The organism is Deinococcus yavapaiensis KR-236 (assembly GCF_003217515.1).
GTDB lineage: Bacteria > Deinococcota > Deinococci > Deinococcales > Deinococcaceae > Deinococcus_A > Deinococcus_A yavapaiensis.
Genome location: NZ_QJSX01000003.1, coordinates 95,766 through 112,626 on the forward strand (window position 1 = coordinate 95,766; position 16,861 = coordinate 112,626).

Annotated in this window: 17 protein-coding genes; 5 read left to right on the forward strand and 12 right to left on the reverse strand. The window is 66.2% G+C overall.

Going from position 1 to position 16,861, the window contains the following annotated elements; genetic code table 11:
* Position 1: 1 nt before the first annotated feature.
* The 3 genes from lepB to DES52_RS04640 are packed head-to-tail and all read right to left on the reverse strand — an operon-like array spanning position 2 to position 1,403.
* The gene (gene lepB, locus DES52_RS04635; protein ID WP_245900707.1) at positions 2-745 is read right to left on the reverse strand and encodes a signal peptidase I; all 744 of its coding nucleotides are present in this window, start codon (positions 743-745) and stop codon (positions 2-4) included.
* Complete coding sequence (locus DES52_RS23390; RefSeq protein WP_245900709.1) at positions 742-1,080, reverse strand: permease prefix domain 1-containing protein; 339 nt, start codon at positions 1,078-1,080, stop codon at positions 742-744. Before DES52_RS23390 ends, lepB begins: the two co-directional genes overlap by 4 nt.
* Positions 1,077-1,403 carry a PadR family transcriptional regulator gene (locus DES52_RS04640; protein ID WP_110885624.1) on the reverse strand — a complete coding sequence of 109 codons (327 nt, stop codon included), beginning with the start codon at positions 1,401-1,403 and terminating at the stop codon, positions 1,077-1,079. Before DES52_RS04640 ends, DES52_RS23390 begins: the two co-directional genes overlap by 4 nt.
* A 78-nt stretch (positions 1,404-1,481) precedes the next feature.
* Between DES52_RS04640 and ppgK the strand changes: the two genes are divergently transcribed.
* Complete coding sequence (gene ppgK, locus DES52_RS04645) at positions 1,482-2,219, forward strand: polyphosphate--glucose phosphotransferase (protein WP_110885834.1); 738 nt, start codon at positions 1,482-1,484, stop codon at positions 2,217-2,219.
* Between the two features lie 3 nt (positions 2,220-2,222).
* On the opposite strand, the gene DES52_RS04650 is transcribed toward ppgK, so the two are convergent.
* On the reverse strand, positions 2,223-3,215 hold the full coding sequence (locus tag DES52_RS04650; protein ID WP_110885625.1) for a methyltransferase domain-containing protein: 993 nt from the start codon (positions 3,213-3,215) through the stop codon (positions 2,223-2,225).
* 46 nt (positions 3,216-3,261) lie between these two features.
* On the opposite strand from DES52_RS04650, the gene DES52_RS04655 reads away from it, so the two are divergent.
* On the forward strand, positions 3,262-4,611 hold the full coding sequence (locus DES52_RS04655) for a TrkH family potassium uptake protein (RefSeq protein WP_110885835.1): 1,350 nt from the start codon (positions 3,262-3,264) through the stop codon (positions 4,609-4,611).
* A 124-nt stretch (positions 4,612-4,735) separates the two neighbouring features.
* A complete protein-coding gene (locus tag DES52_RS04660; protein WP_110885626.1) occupies positions 4,736-5,395 on the forward strand; it encodes a potassium channel family protein in 660 nt (219 codons plus the stop codon).
* Between the two features lie 12 nt (positions 5,396-5,407).
* On the opposite strand, the gene DES52_RS04665 is transcribed toward DES52_RS04660, so the two are convergent.
* The 3 genes from DES52_RS04665 to DES52_RS04675 all read right to left on the reverse strand — a co-directional run bounded on the left by DES52_RS04665 (position 5,408) and on the right by DES52_RS04675 (position 8,786).
* Complete coding sequence (locus DES52_RS04665; RefSeq protein WP_110885627.1) at positions 5,408-6,868, reverse strand: ATP cone domain-containing protein; 1,461 nt, start codon at positions 6,866-6,868, stop codon at positions 5,408-5,410.
* Between the two features lie 85 nt (positions 6,869-6,953).
* Positions 6,954-7,559 (reverse strand): TetR/AcrR family transcriptional regulator, encoded by a 606-nt coding sequence (locus DES52_RS04670; protein WP_110885628.1) that lies wholly within the window; start codon positions 7,557-7,559, stop codon positions 6,954-6,956.
* Between the two features lie 18 nt (positions 7,560-7,577).
* Positions 7,578-8,786 (reverse strand): polysaccharide deacetylase family protein, encoded by a 1,209-nt coding sequence (locus tag DES52_RS04675; RefSeq protein ID WP_211317861.1) that lies wholly within the window; start codon positions 8,784-8,786, stop codon positions 7,578-7,580.
* A 182-nt stretch (positions 8,787-8,968) separates the two neighbouring features.
* On the opposite strand from DES52_RS04675, the gene DES52_RS04680 reads away from it, so the two are divergent.
* A complete protein-coding gene (locus tag DES52_RS04680) occupies positions 8,969-10,186 on the forward strand; it encodes a glycosyltransferase family 4 protein (protein ID WP_110885630.1) in 1,218 nt (405 codons plus the stop codon).
* Here DES52_RS04680 and DES52_RS04685 read toward each other — a convergent pair.
* On the reverse strand, positions 10,125-10,808 hold the full coding sequence (locus DES52_RS04685) for a glycosyltransferase family 2 protein (RefSeq protein WP_110885836.1): 684 nt from the start codon (positions 10,806-10,808) through the stop codon (positions 10,125-10,127). The genes DES52_RS04680 and DES52_RS04685 overlap by 62 nt on opposite strands.
* A gap of 47 nt (positions 10,809-10,855) precedes the next feature.
* Between DES52_RS04685 and DES52_RS04690 the strand changes: the two genes are divergently transcribed.
* Positions 10,856-12,070: an MFS transporter gene (locus DES52_RS04690; RefSeq protein ID WP_170130886.1), complete on the forward strand. Its 1,215-nt coding sequence runs from the start codon at positions 10,856-10,858 to the stop codon at positions 12,068-12,070.
* 43 nt (positions 12,071-12,113) lie between these two features.
* Here the strand turns inward: DES52_RS04690 and DES52_RS04695 are convergent, their stop codons facing one another.
* From DES52_RS04695 to crcB, 4 genes are all read right to left on the reverse strand, one after another.
* Complete coding sequence (locus tag DES52_RS04695) at positions 12,114-14,099, reverse strand: carbohydrate binding domain-containing protein (RefSeq protein ID WP_110885632.1); 1,986 nt, start codon at positions 14,097-14,099, stop codon at positions 12,114-12,116.
* 314 nt (positions 14,100-14,413) lie between these two features.
* Positions 14,414-14,629, reverse strand: a complete 216-nt coding sequence (gene xseB / locus DES52_RS04700; protein WP_110885633.1) for an exodeoxyribonuclease VII small subunit — start codon at positions 14,627-14,629, stop codon at positions 14,414-14,416.
* Positions 14,626-15,813 (reverse strand): exodeoxyribonuclease VII large subunit, encoded by a 1,188-nt coding sequence (gene xseA / locus DES52_RS04705; RefSeq protein ID WP_110885634.1) that lies wholly within the window; start codon positions 15,811-15,813, stop codon positions 14,626-14,628. The genes xseB and xseA overlap by 4 nt, the downstream gene beginning before the upstream one ends.
* Positions 15,810-16,175, reverse strand: a complete 366-nt coding sequence (gene crcB, locus DES52_RS04710; RefSeq protein ID WP_110885635.1) for a fluoride efflux transporter CrcB — start codon at positions 16,173-16,175, stop codon at positions 15,810-15,812. The genes xseA and crcB overlap by 4 nt, the downstream gene beginning before the upstream one ends.
* Positions 16,176-16,861: the final 686 nt, after the last annotated feature.

Genomic DNA, 16,861 nt, shown 5'->3' on the forward strand with positions numbered 1-16,861 from the left:
TTCACTTCAAGCGGGAGAACGCGGCGGGGCGACCGAGGACGCGCGAATTGAGGACGCTCGGCCCGCCGAACTTCACGAAGTCCTGCGGGCGGGCGCCTTCGTACGAGCAGGGGTACGTGGCGTCGGCCTTGCGCGTCAAGGGCCACGCGGAGAACACGGCGCGGCCCGCGACGTTTCCTAGCGGCACGGCGCCGAACATTCGCGAGTCTTCGCTGCCGCTCGCGGTGCGGTTGTCTCCCATCACGAAGTAGTGCCCGTCGGGCACCGTCACTTCGCGTGTCGTCGCGACCATGCCTCCGAGGTTGCTCTGGGCGCGGTTGGCGAGTTCGCTCGTGGTGTCCCAGCAGCCTTGCGCCTTCCAGTAGTTCGTGACGAACGTCTGGTCGAGCTTCGCGCCGTTGACGTAGACGTCGCCGCCCGCGATGCGCACGCGGTCGCCCGGCAAGCCGATCAGGCGCTTGACGAGGTACGGACGATAGTTCCAAAGGCCGTAGAAGTTTTTCGTGACGGCTCCGGCGGGCGGCTTGAAGATCAGGATGTCGCCGCGCGAGAACTGCCCGACGCCGAGGCGGTGCAGCCACGTTTCGTACTTCGGCACGACGATGCGCTCGCCGTGTCGCAAACTCGGCATCATGCTCGCGCCGTCGACCCTCACGGCGCTCGCGCCGAAGGTCGTGAAGGCGACGGCGAAGACGATCGGCTCCAGCCAGTTCTTCCAAAGGCGGGCGAGCGGGCGCGTCGTCACGGGCGCTCCTCGTGCGCGGGAGGCGCGGCGTGCGAAGCGGCGCGGGCAAGCGAGACGGTGCCGAACCCGATGCTGGAGAGGGCGAAGACGAGCAGCAGCCAGTGGAGGACGCGCGGCAAGAGGTGGACGCGCAACAAGCCGCTGTTCGCTTGCCGCGCGCACCCGAACTCTCGTAGCGCCTCGCGCACCGCCTCCGACTCGCTCATCCCGCCGACGCGGAAGTCGAGCGCGCATTGCACGATGTTAGCGTAAAGTTCGGCCCGCACGTCCGCCCGCCGCGTGCCCACGAGACCTCGGCAGGCGTCGTCGAGGTAGCGCTCCACCTCGGCGTTCACTTCGCGCTCCACAGCGCCCGCAACGCCGAGTCGAAGCTGGCGTAGGTGTCGCGTTTGGCCTGCAAGGCTTCGCGCCCCGAGGGCGTGAGGTGGTAGTACTTCACGCTCGGCCCGCCGCGCGGTGGTTGTCGGCTGTCGCTCGTGATCCAGCCCGCGCTTTCCAGTCGGTGCAGGGCGGGGTACAGGCTGCCCGCGTTGAGTTTGAAGTAGCCGTTCGTGCGAACGTTGGCTTCTTTCGTGATCTCCAAACCGTAGCGTTCGCCTTCCTCCAGAATCGAGAGGAGGATGAGGTCGAGATTTCCTTTGAGCAGGTTGAGGTCCATACGCCTCCTTATCAGATAATGATATCAGACTCCGATATCCGTGGATTGTCAAGGGTCGAACCGTTTATGATGTCGACCATGACACGCGTTTTGGGCATCGACATTGGCGGGAGCGGCATCAAGGGGGCGCCCGTGGACACGGTCACCGGAGAACTCCTCGCCGAGCGGCACCGCATTCCGACGCCGCAACCGTCGACGCCTCAAGCCGTCGCCGAAGTCGTCAAGCAACTGTGTGAACACTTCGAGTACCATGGCAAGGTCGGCTGTACCTTCCCGGCGGTCGTTCGCCACGGCACGACCCTCACGGCCGCGAACGTCGACAAGACATGGATCAACGCGCCCGCCCAACACCTCCTGACGGAAGTGACGGGGCGTGACGTCGTGCTGCTCAACGACGCGGACGCCGCCGGGCTGGCCGAGGCGCGTTTCGGGGCAGGCAAGGGCGTCTCGGGCACGATTTTGCTGCTGACGCTCGGAACGGGCATCGGAAGCGCCCTTATCATGGACGGGAAGCTCGTGCCGAACACCGAGTTCGGGCACATCGAACTCGGCGGCAAGGAATTCGAGCACATCGCGTCTGACAAAGTCCGCGAAGACCGAGATCTGGGTTGGAAGGAGTGGGCGACCGTTTTGTCCGACGGCGTCGCGTACCTGGAGCGCTTGTTGTGGCCCGACCTCATCATCATCGGAGGCGGCGTCAGTAAGAAAAGCGATAAGTTCTTGCCGCACCTCAAGCTTCAAACGCCCGTCGTGCCCGCGCAGCTTCGCAACAACGCGGGCTTCGTCGGCGCGGCGTTGTACGCCAGCGGCGAGTAACGGTCAGCGACCCAGCAAGTACATCCTCGGGTAGTGCCCGCCGTGGTACACCTTCACCTCGCTCAGCAACTTCCAACGCCCGTCTTCTTCCAGCACTTCCTGAAACAGCCTCACCTCGTGCGTGAGGACGACCATGCGGCCGCGCTTCGACACCGCGCGGCCCATCGCCTTGAGGAACGCGGGGTAGAGGATGGCGTTGTCGTCGTGCGAGCCGATCGCGTCGCCCCACGGCAAGTCGGCGACGATGAGATCGAAGGCGCGCGTCGGCATGTCGGCCGTCGTGATGTCCACCTGGTGCAGTTCGATGCCTCCGCGTTTGCTGGCGGCGACGTTTTCCCGCGCGCACGTCAGCGCGTCGGGATCCTTGTCGACCCCGACGAGCGTCTCGACCGGACCGATGAGCGAACGTTCGATGAGCAAGGTGCCGCTGCCGCACATCGGATTGAAGACCCGGTCGTTCTCGCGAATGCCGCCGAAGCGCAGCATGGCGTGCGCCACGGTCGCGTTGAGACCGCCCGACATGTTGCACACCCGCCAAGCGCGCGCCGAGAGCGGCTTCGGCGTGATACGCGCGAGCACGTCCCACCCTTCGTCGCCCGGAACGACGCGCAGCAGCAACTCGCCTTCCTCGGGGAGGTGCTTGAGGCCCGTGGCGCTTTCCAACTCCAGCGCGAGACGCTCGAACACCGCCGAGTCGCGTCCCGCCGCGCTGAAGCGGAACGACGAGAACGAATCTTGCGAGGTGACGTCGCGCACGAACGCCACGAGGTGCAGCAGATGCTGATGGCCCAGCAGGGCTTTCGGTCGCGGCACGAAGAACGACTCGACCACGTACACGGCGACGACGGACTTGAGGCGCTTGAGGGTGCGCGTATCACCCGCGTACAAAAACCTCGGGCCGTCGAGCCCCTTCACGCCCTTCACGCCCTGCAGTTCCTGCAAAGCGAACTCTTCCAGGCCGCCCAGAACTTCGATTTCGTACAGTCGCGGCTTCATAGCGCTCCAGTATAGAGGGCCCTTGCGCTACGATGCGAATCACTTCATGCGACGGCGCACCTTCTTGTCCCGGCTCAACGCTCCCCAACTCATCGCGGCGTCGTTCGCCCTCGGCATCCTCGCGGGCGGTGCGTTGCTCGCCTTGCCGTTCGTGCAGGCGCCCGGGGCGCGCGTCACGCCGTTGCAAGCCCTTTTCACGGCGACGAGCGCGCTGTGCGTCACGGGACTGAGCGTCGTGGACATCGGCAAGGCGTTCAACGTGGCGGGTCAATTCGTGATCTTGCTGCTGATGCAGGCGGGCGGGCTCGGCATCATCACCCTCGGAACGCTCTTCGCGTTTCTCGCCGGGCAACGCCTCGGCTTCGGGCAACGCGCCCGACTCGCCGAACAACTCAGCGCGGGCCAGGTGGGCGGCGTCGTACCGCTCCTGAGCTCCATCGTGAAGTACATCTTCGTGATCGAGGGCATCGGAGCCTTGCTGCTGTACGTGCGCCTCGGCCCCGAGGAAGGCTGGCTGCGCGGCTTGTACCACTCGATTTTTCATGCCGTGAGCGCGTTCAACAACGCGGGCTTCTCGCTCTACACCGATTCGTTCACGCGCTTTCGCGGCGACGCGTGGATCAACACCGTCATGTGCGCCCTCATCTTGCTCGGCAGCTTGGGCTTTCTCGTGATGTTCAACCTCGTCGCGTGGCGCCGCGACCGCCGCAAGAATCCTCTCACGACGCAGACGAAGATCATGCTGCTGATGACGGCGACGCTGTTCGCGCTCGGCGTGGCGTCCGTCGCCCTCTTCGAGTGGAACAACCCGCGCACGCTCGGCTCGCTGCCTGCCACCGAGAAGATCGTCGCGATCGTCTTTCAAGGCACGTCGCCGCGCACGGCGGGCTTCAACTCCATCGATTACTCGGCGCTGCATCCCGCGACGCTCCTCATCACGATCTTCCTCATGTTCATCGGAGGCGGGCCGGGCTCCACGGCGGGCGGCATCAAGATGACGACCTTCTTCGTGATCGTCATCGCCGCGTGGAGTTTCCTGCGCGGTCGCGGCGAGCCGATCGCGTTTTCGCGCCGCATCGACGCGGACACGATTCTGCGCGCCCTCGTGGTGACCGTCGTGAGCTTCGCGCTCGTGAACGGCGCCGTTCTCGTCCTCGTCCTCACGAACCCGAAGGTGCCGCTGATCAACTTGCTCTTCGAGACGGTGAGCGCCTTCGGCACGGTGGGCTTGTCGATGAACACTACGCCGATTCTCAGTCCGGCAGGCCACCTGCTGCTCATCGTGCTGATGTACCTCGGGCGCATCGGGCCGCTCACGTTCGCCGTCGCCTTGAGCTTGCGCTCCGAGCGCTCCGCCGTGACGTACCCTGCCGAGAAAAGCATTTTGGTGGGATAGCCAGCTCGCCTTCGCGCCGAGAACCGTGGGCGCGAGAGGCGCCGCCACCTCAAGGAGAGAGGCTCCTCGCTGCCCTCCCCGTCTTTCCCGAAAGGCGGGCGCGGAAAGCTGATAGCGTTTCTCCATGAAAGTCAAGCAATGCCTCGTCATCGGCCTCGGGCGTTTCGGCACGGCCGTGGCGACGACCCTCTACGAACTCGGGCACGAAGTCGTCGCCGTCGACATCGAAGAGGAGCACGTCCAAGCCGTCACGAACCTCGTGACGCACGCCGCGATTCTCGACGCGACCGACGAACGCGCTCTGCGCTCTATCGGCGCGGGCGACTTCGACGAGGTCGTCATCGCGATCGGCACGGACATCCGCGCGAACATCCTCGCTACGATGGGCGCCAAGGGGCTCGGGGCGACGCACGTCGTGTGCAAGGCGACGGACGAGATCTCCGCGCGCGTCTTGGAGAAGATCGGGGCGGACGAAGTCATTCGTCCCGAGCACGACATGGGCGTGCGCGTCGCCCAACGCCTCGCGGGCGTCAAGCGCAAGGATGCGCCCGACCTCGGCGGCAACATCTCCATCGTCGAAATCGAGGTGAACGAGCGACTGCGCGGCACCCTCAAGGAACTCAACCTCTCCAATCGCTTCGGCGTGCAAGTCATCGCGATCAATCGGGCGGGCAAGGTGGAAGTCACGCCGCGCGCCGACGAACTGCTGCGTCCGCACGATCTCCTCGTGGTGGTCGGTGACAACCACGCGATCGACGCTCTGAGAAGGTTCTCGGGAGAGTGACGTCCTCGTCGTTCAAGCAGAAGGTTCCGCCGCGGACGGCAGGGGGTCTTCCTCCAGCATCGTCAGCACGCGCTGAGTGACAATATCCACCGCATGATCGGCGGCCACGTCGAGAGACGCCGAGGGCAAGGTGGGAACGTCCGTGCGCGCGGCGAGGTCGAGGAGGTACGCCTGCAGCATGCGAATCTCCTCGAAGTAGCGCACGTAGCGCGACATGCGCCGCGCTCCGGGTGCCGCGTCTCGCGCTTCGAAGTGGCGGTGGTGCTCGTCCACGTCGGGAACGGTCACGAGGATCGGCACGACGAGGGCCCCCGGGAAGGGCTCGGCCATGAGGTAGCCCGGCGCGACGTGCACGCCTTCCACCACGACCGACATGCCTTCCTCGATGCTGCGCTCGATGACAGCCTTGAGGCCGACGCTGACTTGCGCGACCTGCTCGCGGAAACCCGCGATGAGCAGGTCGCGCGTAGGGTGCGCGGGTGTCGGTTCGCCCGGCTCCAACAAGGCCTCCCACGCGTTGAAGGTGCTGGCATGCAGCGTGGGCAGCAAGCTCGGCGGGACCATGGCGCGCATCACCTGCCGCACGGAGTCCGTTGAGACGATCCTCGGGATGCCGAGGCGGTACGCGATTTCCGACGCGAGGAAGCTTTTGCCCGTACCGCTGACGCCGCCGAGCAGCAGCACGATGGGACGGCCGGGGCGGCGCAAGGCGCGCAGGAGGTGATAGCGCACGGCGGCGTCCTCGCCGACTTCGCGCCGCAGAATGTCCTCGACGACGTTCGTGAGGTGTTCACGCGTCACCGTGCGGCGATCGCCAGGATCTTTGGCGCGCAGTCGTTGCTGCGTTTCGCGCGCCACCTTGCGGGCGTGGTCGTGCGACAAGCCCGCCGCGAGCAGGGACTGCGCGAGGATGCCCTTGCTGAAGGGCACGATGACGCCGCCTTCGTCCACGACTCCGAGTCGTCCTCGGTGGTGACGCAAGAAGCGGTAGGTGTGCCGCCACGACTCTCCCAATGTGTTGGCGAGGGTCTCCTCGGTGATCGTCCCGAGCTCGTCGGCCGTGACGTGCCGCACTCCGCCTTGCCGCAGCACGCGGTCGACGCGGCTCGCGACGGCGAACGCTTCCCTCGGCGCGAGGCCGACGTCCTCCAGACTGCGCGCGAGCACGCCGCGCGAAAAGGGCAGCGTGCCCGCGCCGCCCGTCACGGCGATGTCATGAAAGGTCGGGGTTTGCGCCGCGACGCGATCGGCGTACACGTCGCCGAGCTCTTCGCGCACGAAGGTCACGAGAATACCTTGCAGTTGCTCCGGGGAGACGAGGCGCAAATCGTGGTCGAGCAGGTGCTGCTCGACCGAGCGAGCGACGGCCGCGCCCGGCTCTGGAGCGATGTCGGCGTTCAGGAGCGACTCGATCACGAGGCCTTTGGAAAAAGGCCAGCGGTGCCCGTCGCGCCCCACGTAGATCTCACGCATCGTCGGGCCACAGTTTAGAGGCTGGAACGCTCGACGTGTGCGCGTTCGGACGGACTTCGCGGTTTGATCGAGTCTTGAGGGTCGCTCAGCCGCTTCGGAAGATTCCGCCGAGCAGCAAGTTGAGGGCCACTCGCATTTCTTCGCGCAGCGGACGGTCGTGCGCGTACGCGCTCCAACGCAGGGCCGTCATGAGGTACGTGTCGGCGATGAGGTTCGTCATCCGCTCCAAGCTGAGATCCGTGCGCAGCCTGCCCGTCACGTGCAAAGGGCGCAAGATGAGCTCCACGACCTTCGCGAGCGGCAACGCTTGGTAGGCGGTGCGGGCACGCTCGGGATCGGGGTTGAGCAGTTCGTGCGCGAGGGGCGGAATGAGGTCTCGCTCCTTCACGCTCTCCTCGGCGAGACGGTCCCAAACTTCGTGCAGGACCGTGAGGGGCTCGGCGCCTTCACGCATGCGCGCGACGGCGTGGTCTTGCAGACGCTCGACGATTTCGGAGCCGTAATCGAGCAGCACCGCTTCCTTGTAGGGGTAGTAGTTGAAGAACGTGCCGCGTGAGACGTTGGCGGCCTTCGCGATGTCGGTCGCCGTGGTCTCTTGAAAGCCCGAGCGCTTGAACAGATCAATGGCGACGGTATAGATGCGTGCGCGCCGCCGCTCCTTCTGGCGTTCGCGCAACGACGTGGAATCCATCGCTTCATTATACCGAGTTCAAACCGTTTCGTCCCGACGCTTCGCTTTCGCTCCGTACTTTCGCAAAAACGCCTCACGATCCACCCACGAGATGCGCGGTCGAAGCACGCGGCGGTCGGTGCGGGTACCGTACAGACGCCGAAGCGCGTTCATGCCCATCGACAGCACGCGCTCTTTCGTCTCGCTTTCGAGTCGGGCGCTTTGAAAGCCGAGCGGTTCGAGGACCTCGTGGAAAAGCGAGAACGCGAAGACGAGCCGAACTTCCTCGTACTTCGGATTGGTTTGCAGCTGCTCGGCGACGTCTCTCAGCGAGTCGCGAAAGGCGCGCAGCGCGACGAAGGTGCCGACGTCGACGAGGGTGACGAGGCGCTTGCTGTGCACGTGGATTTCGGCGGCGGGCTCGCCCGGCTGCACGACGTCGCCGTTCGGCAGGGTGAGGGGCGGACCCTCGTACGGCGCGAGGCCGAGACGCGTCAAGCCACGCGCTCGCCGCGTCAGAAGGTCGAGGTGACCGGCGCGATCGAATCGCTCGTCGACGACGCGTCGCCACATCCGCACGAGCAGACCGCGCGTCGCTTCCGTTCTCGCGCCTTGCAAATGCGACACCGTGACGAAGGTGTATCCTCGGTCGCCGACGCTGTCCAGCCACTCGCCGAGCCCGTCGTCGCTCGTGAGGGCGACGATGTTTCCCGGCTCCAGACGGTCTTCCACCGCCTTCGGCGTTCCACGAAGGCTCCAACCCACGGCGCGTACGTTCGCTCGCTCGAGGCGCCACGCGGTGGTCGCGTCGTACACGGTCGGGCGCCAAACGGCCACCGTCGCGCCAAGCGTGGCGAGGCCCGCTCGACCTCGGCGCAAACCGAGGGAGCCCGACCCGCCGACTTCGTGCCCTTCGCCTACCGCGCGGCGCACGAGCTCGGGACGAGCGACCGCTCGAGCGGGGTCGAACAAGAACGTCGCCTTCGCGCCTTTCTCGGCGAGCACGTCGAGGACGCGCGCCGTCATGTCGTCCGGCCCGCCTTCGAAGGTGAGGGCGAGTTCGGGATGGCCGCCGTGCCCTTCGCGCAGCACACCGAAGTTCGCGCGGCGCATCGCCAGCCACGGAACGCCCCACGCCAAGAGCGCGCCGAGCAGCGCCAGCCGAAGGGTCGCGCGCGCCGCCACGCGTTCGTGCGCGCCGCGTGAACGCTTCAAGACTTTGGGAGGAGGCAACTTAAGGATCGACAAAGTATCATAAGGTTCAGACGCATGGCACTTCACCCTTCCGACGCGCGATTTCCTCATGTCCGAGTAGACTACCACCGGGACTTGACCGTCGCGCGCCCGATCTCGGCGCCGCGAACTTTCGAGTCTCGCTTCGCGTTCGGGCTCCCCGCTGTCATGAAGCCGTCCCCGAGAGGAGAATCCCCTTGCGCCCCTTGAGAATCGGTCTGTTCACAGACGTGTTCCTGCCCGACCAAAACGGCGTCTCGACCAGCATCCTGCTGCTGCACGCCGAACTGCGACGTCGCGGCCACGACGCTTGGATCATCGCGCCCGCCTTTCCCGATCACCTTGACGACGAGTCCACGGTGGTGCGCCTGCGCTCCATCACGAACCCCGTCTTGCGACGTCAACGCCTCGCGTTTCCACGCAAGCGCCGCCTTCCTTGCCAATTCGACCTCGTGCACACGCACACCCCTTGGGTCATCGGGTGGTGGGGCGCGCGTCTCGCGCGCAAGTGGAACGCGCCGCACATCACGACCTTCCACACGCACCTCGAGCGCTACACGCACTACATTCCCGGCTTGTCGCGCATCGATCGCCGCACGAAAGCCGTGTCGCGCATCGCGCGCCGCTTCTACAACCGCGCGGACTTCATCGTCGCGCCCACCGTCGCCAGCGCCGAGATCGTGCAGGGCTACGGCGCCTTGCAACCCGTGCGCATCGTTCCGACGGGCATCGACGAGGATCTGTTGCTGCGCGCGCCCGTCTGCCCCTCGCCGTGGCCCGAAGGCAAGCGGCGGCTTCTCACCATCGGTCGCCTCGGACACGAGAAGCGCTTCGACGTCGTGCTCGAAGCGCTCGCGCAACTGCGGCGCGGCGCGCACGGCGCGCCCGTGGACGCGCACCTCGTGCACATCGGCGAGGGACCGCAAGGCGAGGAGTTACGCGAACTCGCCGCGTCGCTCGACTTGCAAGCGCACGTGACCTTCCTCGGCCGCGTTCCGGTGCAGCACATCGGCGCGTACTACCGCATGGCGGAACTGTTCGTCTTCGCGTCGGACACCGAGACGCAAGGCCTCGTTCTCACCGAGGCGCAGATGACGGGCTTGCCCGTGGTCGCGGTCGGAGCGGGCGGCACGCTCGACGGCGTGAAGAACGGCGAAAGCGGTTACCTCGTCGCGCCCGGCGACACGTCCGCCATCGCGCGGCTCTCGGCGAAGATCCTCGCGGACGCCGCTTTGCACGAGCACTTGTCGCGCGGCGCACACGCCTTCGCGGCGTCATCGAGCCTGCCCGTCGTGACGGACCGCATGCTCGAAGTGTACTTGGAAGCCCTCGTCGCCTTCGAAGCGGGCGCCTTCACGAACCGTCTTGTGGACGGCGCTCGAAGTAACCTGTCGTACGACCGCCGAGGTTCTTGACGTGCTGCCACAGAAAGCGACCGAACCCGCCCTTGACGCGTCGCGCCGACGTTTCGACGAGCGCGTGGGGCACGTAGCGAACCTCGCCGAGCCGCGCGAGCGCGAAGCCCAGCAAAACGTCCTCGCGCGCCTCCACCAAGGGGTAGCCGCCCGCGAGCAGGGCGGCAGAGCGCGAGAAGGCCATGTTCGCTCCGGCGAGGTTCGGTCGCTTCACGGCCGCCATGACGTTGAGAAACGCCCTGTAGCCGAGCTCGGAGGCGACGCTCGCCAACGGGCTCACCTCGTCGAATCGCATCGGGCCGTACAGCGCGACCGCGTTCGGCGCGCCGCCGTGAAGGTGTTCGAGCCACTGGCGCGAGGGTTTCGAATCGGCGTCGGTGGACGCCACCCAATCGCCGCTCGCCGCCAAGAGGCCCGCTTGACGCGCGTACGCCACGCCAGGCGTGTCGCACGCGACCACCGTGGCGCCCCACGCGCGGGCGACGCTCGCCGTGTCGTCCGTGCTGCGGTTGTCCACGACGATCACCTCGTCGGGAAGACGCGTTTGCCGTTCGAGCGCGCTCAGCAATCGAGGCAAGTACGCCGCCTCGTCGTACGCGGGCACCACCACGCTTATTCGCACGTTCAGAGTGTAAAGCAAGGCGCGCGGACGGCGTGCTCGGAGGCGCGGTGACGTCGCGCGTCTTGCGCTCCTTGCCTTGGCCGCGCGCCACGGTGAGCGTCGTGTGGCGCGCCGTCGCCGTGCTGTGCTTCGCCGAGTTCGTACGCACGGGCGTCTACGGCGCGTTTCTGCCGCTGTTCGGTCCGAAGGTCCTCGGATTGAACGCCACGGCGGTCGCCCTCGCGTTCAGCGTGCACTTCGGCGCCGATACGGTCGCGCGCAGTCTCGGCGGACATCTCGTGGGACGCTTCGGCTTGCGGCCGCTCGCCGTCGTCGGGACGCTCGTGACGCTGGGCGTCCTGTTGACGCTGCCGCACGTCGCGACCGCCTGGGAGCTCATGCTGCTCGCCGCGGTTCACGGCGTCGCATTCAGTCCACTCTGGCCGGGCGTCATGACCTTGGCGAGTTCGAACGCCGCTCCGGATGAGCAAGCGCGCGCCACGAGCTTCACGCAGATGGCGATCTTTCCGTTCATCGGCATCAGTTTTCTCGGTATCGGCGAACTCGCCTCCCTTGGAATGCGCCTCGGGCAGACGTCCGTGGCGTGGCTGACGCTGGTCCTCGCGGGATTTCTGCCCGTGCTGTTCCTGCTCGGCCGAAAGTGGGAAATCGCGAGCGTTCGCCGAGCGTCCACGGCGACGAGCGTTCGCGAGGCCGCGCCGCCCACGCCGCCCCGAACGAAGCGCGCGCTCGCCGTGCTGCTGCCTGTCGCCGTGATGCAGACGCTCGGCTTGACGCTCCTCAGCCCCATCCTCTTGAAGTTCGCCGTGAACGCCGGACTTGGCACGCTCGGCTTGGCCATCGTGATTGGCATCGGGGCGGGCACGGCCTACCTGCTGCTCAGCGCGTCGGGAAGACTCGCCGATCGACGCGGCGCGCGTCCCGTCTTGGTGCTCGGCCTCGTGCTGATCGGCTTGGGCTTCGCCTTCATCGCGACCTTGCCGCCGTTGTGGGCTTACTTCGCCATCGCCGCGCTCGTCGGCGTCGGCTACTCGCTGATGATGCCGGGCTGGCTGGGATTGGTCGCCAAGATGCTGCCCGAGAAGGAACGCGCGACGCGTTGGGGCGTCATCATGACCGCCGAGAACGTCGGCACGACGGTCGGGCCGCTCATCGGCGGTTTCGCGTGGGACGCCTTCGGAATGCGCGGTCCGTTCCTCGTCGGAGCAGGCCTCTTCACGGTCATGACGATCGTCTACCTGTTTTGGAAACCGCGCGTCTGATCGCGCGGCAGGGAAGAGGGCGCTCGTCGAGCGCCCTCTTCCTTCAATTCTGCGTCAGCCGGAAATCGCGCAAGTACAGCTGGTAATCGTCTCCGCGCCGTCCGTCGGCAGCCAGGATCTGCAAAATGGCCGCCGGATTCGTCGTGGGGGCGGTGAACGTGTAGGAGTAGGTTCGTTCCGTCGTGTCCACCTCGGCCGACTGATCGAGGTAACGGGCGTAGCTGCCTCCGTTCTCGCCGACGACGACCCCGAGCTTGCGGAGCGAGTCGGCTCGGCCCTTGAACGTCAGCGTGTAGCTGCGGCCCTGCACGAGGGGCACCCCCGGTTGATTGACCTGAACGTGCCAGTTGTTCGTCGGGTCGACGTGCGCGACCGCCACGTGCAACCACCCTCCGTCGACCGAAACGTTCAGACCGGTCGCCGGGTTGTTCCACGTTCGCCAGTACGCGGTGCGAGCGACGCCCGCGACGCCCTCGTCGCTCGTGGCGTCCTGAGTGAAGGCGCCGTTGTACACGAGGTTGCCGTCGCTTGCGGGCGGACGACCGGAGAGGTCGACGGTTCCGACCGACCGAACGCGTACGTTGTCGATCCAGACGGGACCCGCGCCCGCGGCGCCCAAGTTGAACTCCAAGCGCGCTTGGGCGTCGGTAGTGGCCGTCATCGGGAAGAAGAGGGTCTGCGTCGCGCGGGTCGTGCCGATCTTGACTTGCTGCTCGCCCGAGTACGCCGCGTAGCCGCGGTTCGCGTCCCCGCCAACTTTGATCATCGCCGAGCGAGGCGTGGCGGCCCAGGCGTCGAAACTCACTTCGTACCGCTGGCCACGCTCGATGTTCAAGCCGTCTTGCCGAACTTGGATCGCGTAATTGACGCTGCCGGGATTCGTGACGTCCACTTTGAGTGCTCCGCCGTCGTTGCCGAGAGTCGCCTCGCCGTCGCTCTTGAACAGCGTCCAGAAGTACGACTGGGGCGTGCCGGTCAGCACGGTCGTCGACGGTGTGACGCGGGCGTCGCGGTCTGTCCAGTCGAAGCCGCCGTTGTAGACGAGGTTGCCGTCGGGCAACGCGGGCCGTGCCGGTGTGGTGCTCGGCGTCCACGGGTACGTCATGTCGGGTCGCTGTCCGGCGGCGCGTCCTTCGTCGGGCAGCGAGGAGACGCGCACGTAGTCCACCAGCATTCGCGCTTCGTTCGGCGTGGAAGCGTCCGGGTTGCCGTCGAAGTTTCCGCCGACGGCGAGGTTGAGCAGTAGGTGGAAGGGACGGTCGAAGGGCGCGGGCCAAGCGTTGAGGTCCGCTTCGCTTTGCGGAGCGGTCTTGGACGAACTCCACCAGCGTGTCCGCGTGGACGTCAACTGCCCGTCGACGTACCAGCGAATTTCGCCGGGACGCCACTCCAAGGTGTACGTGTGCCAATCGGCCACGGTGCCGCTCGCCGGGAAGGTGAACTCTTCGCTGGAGTAGATGTTGCCGGGCCAGATGCCCCCGTAGTGAATGGTGTGCCCGAGGCGGTTGGGCTTGCTGCCCCAACCCTCGATGATGTCGATTTCGCCGGAGGCCGCCCAGCCTCCGTAAGGATTGGGCTCTTCGGGCAGCATCCAGATGGCGGGCCACAAGCCTTTGCCGGTGGGAAGTTTCGCGCGAATCTCGAACTTGCCGTACGCGCGACTGAACTTGCCCGCCGTGCGAAGGCGACCCGACGTCCAGTCGAAGGTCGCTTGCGCCGCGCCCGCTTGTCCCGTGTACGCTTCTCGCCTCGCAGTGATGACGAGGTGGCCGTCTTCGACGCTGACGTTCTGGGAACGGTCCGTGTAGTACTCGAGCTCGTTGTTGCCCCATCCCGCCACGTACTGGTTGCCCGACATGAAGCCGTTGCCGAGTTGATAGCTCCACTTCCCGAGGTCGAGGCTCGGGCTGGAGAACTCGTCGCTCCAGACGAGTTGCGAACTCGCTTCCTGGGAATTCGCGAGGGTCGGGGTGCCGCTCGCGGCGAGCATGAAGGTGAGGGTGACGAGGAGGACGCGTGCCTTCGACATGTTGAACCTCCGGTCTTGGCAGGCCGAGAACTGCCTGCCTTTTCGAGCAGGAACCTTCGGGAGACCGCCGGCTTGCTCTGGATTTGAAGTCGAAGGGAGCGTAACACGGAGGTGAAAGCGTTTTCAAGCACCTATTACGCAGAAGTGCTCGGCGACGGTCGGGAAAGCCCACTGGGTCCACTTGGGGGATCGAAAACAGCGGGAGAACGTGCGCATCGTTCGAGATGAAATTGACCTCTGGACTGAAAGCGCTTTCAAGAAGATACAAAAGCGACGATAGCGACGCCCCCGCGCTTCACGTAACCTCGAACGAATTACTCCTCGTCTTCGTCTTCCTCGGTGAGGGCCTCGACCTCGTCGAAATCCTCACCGAGTGCGCGCCGCACCGCTTCGATGCGAGTCTTGCACGCCTCGTACGCCGCCTTCGCCTCCTCCAGCAAGGGCAGGACGCGGTCGAGGTCGGCGTCACCGCTTTCGAGTTCGGCGGCGATCCGCGCCAAGGTGTCGTAGTGTCGGCGGTAGTCGCTCATGAGCCTCGAGAGTCTAGCGTGACGGGCACGTCGCCGTCTCGAAACTGCACGAAGAGCGCACCGCCCGATCGGGCGTCCTCGGCCGTCGTGACGACGTGTGCCCCGCGCCTCACCAACGCGTAGCCGCGCCTCAACGTCCGCTGGGGCGAGAGGCCCAACGCTTGACGCATGAAGGCGTCCACGCTCGCCTCCTCCCGGTCCACGAGTCGCCGCGCCGCCCGCCTCACCCGCCCGTGAATCTCGTCGGTTTCGCGCTCGGCCCGCCCCAGCACTTCTCGCCCCACCGACGCGATCGCCGCGAAGTTCGCCGCCGCCTCGCCGGCCGCCTCGGCGATTTTCCGGAGAATGAACGCCGCCGCCTTGGACGGAGTATCGCGCCGCACGAGCGCCACCTCGTCCAAGATGGTGTCGTCCCGCGCGTGCCCGATGCCCGTCACGAGCGGCATCGGCAACGTGCACGCCGCCCGCGCGAGGTCGAGGTCGTTGAGCCACGCGAGATCCGTCGTCGCGCCACCTCCGCGCACGACCACGAGGGCGTCGAACGGTTCGCGGGCGTGCTCCAACGTCACGTCGGCCAAAGCCCGCAGCAGCGACTTCGGCGCTTCGCGTCCTTGGAACGTCGCCTCGAAGTACACGAAGTCGCACGCTCGGGCCGCCGCCAAGCGATCCGCTTCGCGCCTAAAGTCGCCGAGGCCTGCCGCGTTCCTCGGTGACATCACCGCCACACGTGTGAAGTCGCGCGGCACCTCGAAGGCCTTGTTCCGCTCGTAGAGCCCTTCGCGCGTCAGCGTGTCCCGGATGGCGTCGAGTTTCCGCGCCATGTCGCCGATCGTGAACTCGGGCGCGACGTCGAGCACCGTGAGGCTGAAGCCGAACTGCGGATGGAACTCCGGAACGACGCTCAGCAAAACAGCGATGCCCGCTACGATGCCACCCCCCACCGCCCGGCGAAACTTGCCCTCGATGGCGAAGCGTTCCCGCGCCCAGAGGTTCGCTCGGCACTTCGCGACTTCCCGCCCGCCCGCGTCATGCTGCACGAGATCGAGATACAAGTGGCGACGATCCGTCACGGACGCGATTTCCGCGCGCACCCACACCGAGCCGGGTATGCCTCGTTCGATTACCATGCCGACGTACCCGAGAAGCTCGTCGAGGTTCAACGACGTTTGCGGTCCGCGCGTCATCGCTCTCCTGCCATGCGCCCCAACACCGCCGCTCCGAAGCCCAACCCGACGCTGAGGCTCACGTACGCGAACGCCTGCGTCCACGCGCCGCGCCGCAGCAATCCGTCGACTTCCACGCTGAACGTCGAGAAGGTCGTGAAGGCTCCCAGGAAACCCACGCCGATCCACAAGCGCCACGCGTCGCTCAACGTCCCGCGCCCTACGAGGGCGAGCAGCAGACCGAGGGCGAAGCTGCCGAGCACGTTGATCACCAAGGTCGAAAGCGGAAACGTCCCGAGTGGCGACCGAGCGGCGACGAACGCTCCCAACGCGAAGCGCGCGACCGCGCCGAGCGCTCCACCGAGCGCGATGCCCCACCACATTCGTCCACAATAGCGCCTGGTTTCGCACGATGAACCTCGTCGGGCGTACGCCCCGAAAAAGCGTTGGAGGATTCGCCTGCCACTTCCTCCCCTCCTGAACTCACGGCGCCAACTCGAAGGCGAACTCGCCTTGCGCTTCGATGCAACGCTCAGGAAGTCGCGTCGTCCTACCACGACGATGCGAACTCGCTCCATTTGGTGCACGAAGGCTTGACGAGCATGCCGGGCGTCGATCTCAGCGTGTAAAAGGCTCCGTGAACGAGCGACGCGAGTCCTCACGACCGTCGCCACCATCTTCTCGCCGCCCAGCTTCCTGGCCGCCGTGTATAGCGACGAGCTTCCGGTGCTGGCCGGACTTTCGTGGCGTTACGGCTCCGTCATGGTGTGGCGGCCTTGCTCGCCGCGACGTGAAAATCAAGCGGCGCGACCCTTGGTGATGCGCCATACTAAAGGAACCTCCATGAAGCGCTCTCTGCTCGCCTTGCTGACCGCCCTGCTCTCCTTGTCGTCGTGCGTGGACCGCTCGGCGAAAGTGGAGCGATCCACGTCCACGTCCGCCGCCGAAGTGACCGTGCCAAGCACGACACCCGACGTTTCCGCTGCGCCGACGGCCCCCATCGAGTCCAAGCAGGCCGAGCAGACTGGAAAGACCGAGCCATCGGTAAAACCCGAGCAGGCCGTGAAGC